At 64.7% G+C, this 7,463-nt stretch carries 6 protein-coding genes; all 6 read right to left on the bottom strand.

Annotated features, from left to right (window positions below; translation table 11 throughout):
* Positions 1–7 precede the first annotated feature (7 nt).
* The 6 genes from NCT04_RS33135 to NCT04_RS33160 all read right to left on the bottom strand — a co-directional run bounded on the left by NCT04_RS33135 (position 8) and on the right by NCT04_RS33160 (position 7,159).
* Positions 8–1,156 carry a CaiB/BaiF CoA transferase family protein gene (locus NCT04_RS33135; RefSeq protein ID WP_250470050.1) on the bottom strand — a complete coding sequence of 383 codons (1,149 nt, stop codon included), beginning with the start codon at positions 1,154–1,156 and terminating at the stop codon, positions 8–10.
* Entirely contained in the window at positions 1,140–1,796 is a 657-nt protein-coding gene (locus NCT04_RS33140; RefSeq protein ID WP_250470051.1) for a DAK2 domain-containing protein, read from the bottom strand. Before NCT04_RS33140 ends, NCT04_RS33135 begins: the two co-directional genes overlap by 17 nt.
* A 1-nt stretch (position 1,797) precedes the next feature.
* A complete protein-coding gene (locus NCT04_RS33145) occupies positions 1,798–2,802 on the bottom strand; it encodes a dihydroxyacetone kinase subunit DhaK (RefSeq protein WP_250470052.1) in 1,005 nt (334 codons plus the stop codon).
* Positions 2,803–2,822: 20 nt separating this feature from the next.
* Positions 2,823–4,562, bottom strand: coding sequence for an acetolactate synthase catalytic subunit (locus NCT04_RS33150; protein WP_250470053.1), 1,740 nt, complete (start codon positions 4,560–4,562; stop codon positions 2,823–2,825).
* A gap of 110 nt (positions 4,563–4,672) precedes the next feature.
* Positions 4,673–5,692 carry a MaoC family dehydratase gene (locus tag NCT04_RS33155; RefSeq protein ID WP_250470054.1) on the bottom strand — a complete coding sequence of 340 codons (1,020 nt, stop codon included), beginning with the start codon at positions 5,690–5,692 and terminating at the stop codon, positions 4,673–4,675.
* 39 nt (positions 5,693–5,731) lie between these two features.
* Positions 5,732–7,159 (bottom strand): MFS transporter, encoded by a 1,428-nt coding sequence (locus NCT04_RS33160; protein ID WP_250470055.1) that lies wholly within the window; start codon positions 7,157–7,159, stop codon positions 5,732–5,734.
* Positions 7,160–7,463 lie beyond the last annotated feature (304 nt).

The following is a 7,463-nucleotide window of genomic DNA, read 5'->3' on the forward strand; positions in this document are numbered from 1 at the left end:
CTGCGCGTCAGGCGACTCCCCATCCGCGCAGCACTTCTTCCGTATGCTCGCCGAGCAGCGGCGGCGCACGGCGTATCTCGCCGGGTGTGTCGGACAGCGATACCGTCACGCCGTGCGTCGAATAGCGGCCCGCCACCGGATGGTCGATATCGACGATCTGCCCGCGCGCCAGCAGTTGCGGATTGGTCACCACTTCGTCCATCGTTGCGACCTTGGCGCATGGGACGCCTGCGCGGTCCATCGCGGCGACCACCTCGGCGGCGTCATGCCTGAGCACCCACGCGGCGACGATATCGCTGATCGCGACTGCGTTCGACAGACGCGCATGCGCGGTGCAAAAGCGCTCATCGGCCAGGAGCCCCGGCTGATCCATCGCTTCGACCAGTCGCGGGAACAGCGCGTCCGTGCCCGCCGAGAGATAGACGAATGCGCCGTCCGCAGACGGATAACTGTTCACGGGCGCCGTGTAGCGATCCACGTTGCCGCAGCGCTCCATGGCCTCGCCGAGTTGCGCCTGCGCCGGAATCGCGGAAATCAGCATGCTGATGGCGCTTTCCAGCAGCGTGGATTCGACGAGCTGACCGCGCCCGGTCTGGCTGCGCACGTTCAGCGCGGCGAGCGTGCCGATGGTCGCGTAAAGCCCCGATGCGTAGTCCACCATGAAGGTGCCCGCCATCATCGGCGGGCCGTCCTGCTGGCCGGTGATGCTCATGAGGCCGCTCATGGCCTGGGCGATCGCATCGAAACACGGACGCTGGGCAAGCGGGCCCGTCTGCCCGAAACCGGAGATGCGCACCATCACGAGACGCGGATTCAGTTCGCGCAGGGTGTCCCATCCGCAGCCCATTTTCTCCATGGTGCCGGGCCGGAAGTTCTCGATCAGCACGTCCGCCTTCGCAATCAGCTTGCGCAAGGTTTCCTGATCCCGCGGACTGCGGAAATCGAGCGTCAGACTGCGCTTGTTGCGATTGAACGTCATGAAATACAGGCTTTCGCCGTTGAGCTGCGGCAGGTTCTGGCGCGTCTCCTCGCCTTTGCCCGCACGCTCGACCTTCACGACATCCGCGCCAAGGTCCGCAAGCTGCATCGCGCAGAACGGACCCGCGATGAAGCGCGACAAATCCAGTACCTTGATGCCTTCAAGCGCGCCTGCCATCTGTTTCCTCACTGTCTTTTTCGTGGTTGAAGACTTCGCCGCCCGCCGCATGCAGCAGATGCGCGAACGCCACCATGCCGGGATCGTCCATGCCGATGGAACGTTCCGCGAACATGCGTGCCCGCCCGATGCGGTTGGGCCGGGCACGGAATGCGTCGAGCGTGGCATCGACCGCGCGCGTGGCGGCTGCATATTGCGCCTGGCGGTCGCCGGCCGTGGCGCTGGCCGCACGCACGGCGTCGAGCGGATCGAGCACGGTCTTGTCGCCGAGCGATGCACCGCCGCGCGCAATCAGCGCGTCGAGCACGGCCTTGAGCAGCGCGGGCATCTGCGCCGCCTCGATCGACGACTGGCCCGCCGTGAACTTCGCGCACGCGACGAACGCCACGCCGAGCAATGTGCCGAAGCTCGAACCGGAGGCACGCGCGCATGCCATGGCGCACGCCTTGAACACGGCGTCGACGCCCGATGCAGGTTGATCGAGCGCCGTGAGCATGTTCGCCGCGCACTTTTGCAGGGTCGCGCCGAGATCGCCGTCGCCGAGCTTGCCGTCCAGTTCGTTGAGGTCGGCGGCGAAGCTATCGACCTGCGACGCGCTGCGCCGCAAGATGGCCGTCAATGCTTCGACTGTGATCGCCATGTCAGAGCGCGCTCCAGTACGGGCACTTCGCCGGCGCGGCGAGCAGCGCTTCGAGTTCGCCGTCCAGACGGCACAGCGAAAGCGACGCGCCCGCCATTTCCATCGAGGTGGCATAGCGGCCCACGCGCGGCATCGCGATGGCAATGCCCTGCTCCTTCAACCGCCGGCTCACGCGGGCGAAGAGGATGTACAGCTCTTCGAGCGGCGTCGCGCCGAGCGAATTGACGAGCACCGACACGCGCTCGCCGCGGCCGATGCCCGCATCGTCGATCAGGCGTGCGAGCATGTCGTCGGCGACTTCATCGGCGCTCTTGAGCGGCCCGCGCGCGATGCCCGGCTCGCCGTGAATGCCCATGCCGATTTCCATTTCGCCATCGCCGATACCGAAAGTCGGCTTGCCCGCTTCCGGCACCGTGCACGGCGTCAGCGCGACACCGATCGTCACGGTTGCATCAACCGCTTTCTGCGCGATCGAACTGACGTCGTTCAGGCTCGCCCCGTCCTGTTCGGCCTTCGCCCCCGCGATCTTGTACGGGTAGACGAGTCCCGCGACGCCGCGGCGCTTCTCGCGCTCCGAACGTGGCGCGCTGCCGACGTCGTCGGCGACGAGCACGGTTTTCGTCGGAATGTCCTCCATTTCCAGCATTTCGGCGGCCATGTCGAAGTTCATCCTGTCGCCGCCATAATTGCCGTACAGCAGCAGTACGCCGCGTCCGCCGTTGGCGGCCTTCACCGCTTCCATGCAGTCGAGCACGCTCGGTCCCGCGAAGACGTTGCCGACGGAGCAGGCGTCGAGCAAGCCTTCGCCAACGTAACCCGTGAAGGTCGGCAGATGCCCCGACCCGCCGCCCGACACGACGCCCACCTTGCCCTCGCGCACGCCGCCCGCGCGGGTGATCACGCGGCCGGTTTCGCCCAGTTGACGATAGATGTCCGGATGCGCCGCGCACAGTCCGAAGAGCGCTTCGTCGGCGTAGGCATCCGGTCGATTCAAGAGTTTTTTCACATATGTCTCCTGCGTTCGCGTCAGCCTTCGAGCACGTTCTGACCTTCGAACATGGTGACCGGCGGATAGGCGCCCGGGTCCGTCACGACGTCGATCACGGTCACGCCTTCGAACGCGCAGGCGGCTTTCAGTGCCGGCAGGAACTCGGCCGGGTTCTCGATGCGCACGCCTTCGCAGCCGCACGCTTTCGCAATGGCCGCGTGATCGACGGGTTCGAAATCGCACGCGTCGGTGTAGTCGTTGAAGATGACCTTCTCGGCGTGTTTCTCGTATCCCAGAATCTGGTTGTTGAGCACGATGAGCACCAGATTGAGCTTCATGCGGCGCGCCGTTTCCAGTTCGGACCAGACGTGCCCGAAGCCGCCGTCGCCCGCGAGCGCCACGACCGTCGAGTCGGGGCGCGCGACTTTCGCACCGATTGCGTACGGCAGGCCCCAGCCGAGACCGGCCAGGCCGCGCGGCGTCACGAAGCGCATTCCCGGCGCGCGTGCTTTCAGGAAGTTCGCGACCCAGATCGACGAATAGCTCGCGTCGGCGACCACGACCATGTCTTCGGTCAGCACGGAGTCCAGGTCGGCCATCAGACGTTCGGGCCGCACGGGCGCGGCGTTCAGATCGACGGCCTGCTTCATGTCGGCCTGCCACGCTTCATGCGCCGCCGAAATCATTTGCGCGAGTTGAGGGCGCGCGGCGTGGCGTGCGCTCAGATCGCGGGTTTTCAGCGCCTCGGTGAGGGCGGAGAGCGTCAGTTTCGCGTCGCCGACGAGCCGCAGGGCATCGTAATTGCGGCCGACTTCCTGACCGTCGATATCGAGATGGATATAACGCGCGCTCTGCGGATACAGCTTCCAGCTATCCGTGCCGTTCTGATTGGTGCGGTTGCCGATCAGCATGATGACGTCGGCGTTCTCGACCATCTCTCGCAGATGCCGCGTGCGCCCGCGCGTGCCCATGAAATAGCCGACCACGCCCAGCGACAGTTCGTGGTCCTCGCTCACGGCGCCCTTGCCCATCGCCGTGGTGCCGACCGGCAGCGAGGCGGCTTCCTGCAAGTCCGCGAGTTCCTGCGCCGCGTCCGACACATGCACGCCGCCGCCCGCGATGATGAGCGGTGCCTTCGCGTTCGCAAGCAGCCCGGCAGCAGCCGCGACCGATGCCGGGTCCGCGATGCAGCGGTCGAGCGGGAACGTGCCGAGATTCGACGCATGCTTGCGCGGCACGACGGCCGCAGGCTCGTTGAACAGATCGATCGGCACGATAAGCACGACCGGTCCCGGCCGGCCGGATGCCGCCGCGGTGAAGGCCATGTCCACGTAATCGTCGATGCGGTCCGCCTCGGTCACGCGGCGCGTCCACTTCGACACGCCCTTGAAAAGTTCGAGGTGATCGAGTTCCTGGAATGCGTTCTTGTCCGTCTGCTTGCGATGCACATCCTGCACGATCGCGACGACCGGCACGGAAGCCTTGAGCGCTTCCGCCAGGCCCGCGACCAGCAGCGTCGCCGCCGGCCCGTTCTGCGCCGTCACCACGGACACCTTGTGCGAAAGGCGCGCGTAGGCGTCGGCCATGTACGAGCCGGCATTCTCGGCGCGATAGCCGATCTGGCGAATGCCGTAATGCTTCGTCGCCAGGAAAAGCGCGGCCGGAATGGCCTGACCGAAGATCACTTCGACGCCGTGACGCTTGAGCGCCGCCGCCATTGCATGGGCGACGGTTTGCGGCTGCGCCACTGCCGCGACTTCTCCTTGAGTGACCTGCATGTACCCCTCCTGAGTATTCGTTGACCACTTCAATCTAACATAAGAACGTTTCTATAAAAACGTTTTTATAGTGAGATGTTTAGACGATGTCGCTGCACAGCGAGCGTACGTTATCGATCGACGATGCCCGAGGCCCAGCCCACGGTCGTGAGCCGTTGATCGGAGGCGCGCCGCGCCCACACTTCCAGTTCCACCCTGAGCTTGCCGCCGGATGCTTCCGTCACGTCCGTGACGACGCCCGACAGTTCGATGGGATCGAACACCTGCAGGGGTGCAACGAACTTGACCTTGAACCAGCCGTCCGTGAAGAACGATGCGCCGAACGCGCGCGCCATCGCCTCACCGATCAGACCGGCCTGCTGCTGACCCTGCACGATGAGTGTCGGCAACTCGCCCGCCCGCGCGATGCGCAGATCGTTATGGATGTTGTGCACGTATTCGCCAATACGCGAAAAGACCGCCGCCTGTTCCGCCGTGATGGTCTTCACCGTCGGCGCGAGCACGTCGCCTGCGCGCACATCGCGCGTGATCGTTTCGATGCGGCGGGCGTCGCTGCTCACTTCGCCGGTCACGCGTTTTTCAGGCTTCTCACTGCCGCGGCCCGCGATCTTGCCCGGCACGGTGCGCAAGATCTCCACGCCGCGATGGCGCACGATGCTGCGTCCGTCCTCCCCGGTGGCCTGCGCTTCCATCACGACATAGCCCTGTCCGCGACGCTCGTAGGCTTCGACGTAAGTGCCTTTCATCGTCACGCGCTCGCCGAGCTTCGCCGGGCTGTCGAACCACATCTGCTCTTCGGTATGAAAGCCTACCGTCTTGCTGGCGCGATAGCGCGTGGTGAACAGTTGCACGAGATCGTTGCCGAGCAGGCACGGCTGGCCGATGCGCGCGCCGCCGAACGGACTCGCGCCGTCCTGCAGATACCACGGCGAATAATCGTCCTGAGTAAAGGAAAAGCGCTTGATCTTGTGATCGTCGACGGTGATCGTCACCGGTCCGAGCGCCTCGGGTATGTCGAGATTCTCGAATACCGGCTCCTTGAGCCCCGCTTCGAGATCGTCCACGCCGACCGCGCGGCGCGGGTCGGTCAGGTCGCGCCAGGGGCGTTCCGTGTTCGTCGTCTGACTCATCTTCTTGATGTCTCCGGTATGTCGGGCAGTCCGTCTTTATCAGCGCGCGATGGTCTCGTGCTCGTCGTGATCGAGCTTGGTGAGATCGGCGCGGTTGGTTTCCGGCGCGATGAACGCACATGCCGCGCCGATCAGGCAGGTGAACGCCGTGATCGCGGCGATCGGCCACGGATCGCCTTTGGACCAGACGAGCAGCGCGGCGGACGCCATCGGCCACAAACCGACCAGAATGCTCGGAATCTGCGCGGCGAGCGAGATGCCGGTGTAGCGCACCTTGGTGCCGAACAGCTCCGAGAAGAAGCTCGGTTCGACCGCATACGTTGCGCCGACGCCGACCGTGTACGCGATGAAGTAGGCGAGATAAACCATCGGGATGTTTCCCGACTTGAGAATCCAGAAGAACGGGAAGATGAAGAGAATGCCGGTCACCGCGCCGATGATGAACGTGCCGCGACGCCCGATCCTGTCCGACAGCGCGCCGAAGAAGTAGTACGTGAACGCGCCGCCCGCCGCCGCCACCGTGCCGGCCCACAGAATGTGCGTGTTCGGCACCGTCGTGTAGTGGCTCGCGTAAGCGAGGCCGATCGTCAGGGTGATGTAGCCGAAGAACGCTTCGCCCAGACGCATGCCCATGGCGAGCAGCAGCGGCTTGTAGAAGTGCCGGAGCACGAGCGAAAGCGGCAGTTTCGTATCGACCGGTTCCTTCTTCGCCATGTCGCCGGCGCGCTTCTTCTTCGCGGCTTCCTGCGCGGCGAGAAAGGCGGGCGTTTCGGTCAGACGGAAGCGGATGAAAAGGCCGACCACCACGAGCACGATGGAAAACAGGAACGGCACGCGCCAGCCCCAGGCCAGCATGTCTTCGCGCGGCATGCGCGACACGAGCGCGAACACGCCGGTCGCGGCCACGAGACCGATCGCGTTGCCAATCTGCGGCACGCTGCCGAACACGCCGCGCTTGCCCTTCGGCGCATATTCGACCGCCACCAGCGCCGCGCCGCCCCACTCGCCGCCCACGCCGAAGCCCTGACACAGACGCAGGACGACGAGCAGGATCGGCGCCCACAGGCCAATGCTCTGCGTCGTCGGCAGCAGCCCGATGAGGAACGTGGAGATCCCCATCGTCATGAAGGTGATGACGAGCGCCTTCTTGCGGCCGAAGCGGTCGCCGATATCGCCGAAAATGATGCCGCCGAGCGGCCGCACGAAGAAGCCCACGCCGAACACGGCGAACGCCTTGATCGCGCCGATCATCGGATCGGTGCCGGGGAAGAACAGTTCGCCGAACACGAGCGTCGAGGCGGTCGCGAAGATGAAGTAGTCGTACCACTCCACCGCCGTGCCGACCAGACTGGCGAACACCGCGCGTCTGACGAGCGCGGCGCGTTCCTCGGCCGTGCCCGGAAGCAGCGTTGCCTCGCGCGTCTCGCCAGGCGTCAGACCGGCGGCCCCATCGAATGATTTGTCCACGTGCTCCTCCTTGTTGGTCTGTGCGATTCGCGGCGCGGGCATGGGTGACATGCGGTTGCCCGAGGACGCGAAGCGGTGCGCGAGGCGTGATGGGACAGGCATCGCACGGCTCGCTCAGGCATCAAAGATAACTATAAAAACGTTTCTATGAAACGTTTTTATTATCCAATTCGGGAAATCACTAAGATAGCGCGCTCATTGTATTGCCGTGATGTCCTCTGTAAAATTGAACTGACCCCCGAAGGTTGCACCTATCTTTGGGGAATGTCTTGGGAAAATATGCAGAACAAGCGAAGCTCGCTGC

Source organism: Caballeronia sp. GAFFF2 (assembly GCF_023631485.1).
Taxonomy (GTDB): Bacteria; Pseudomonadota; Gammaproteobacteria; order Burkholderiales; family Burkholderiaceae; genus Caballeronia.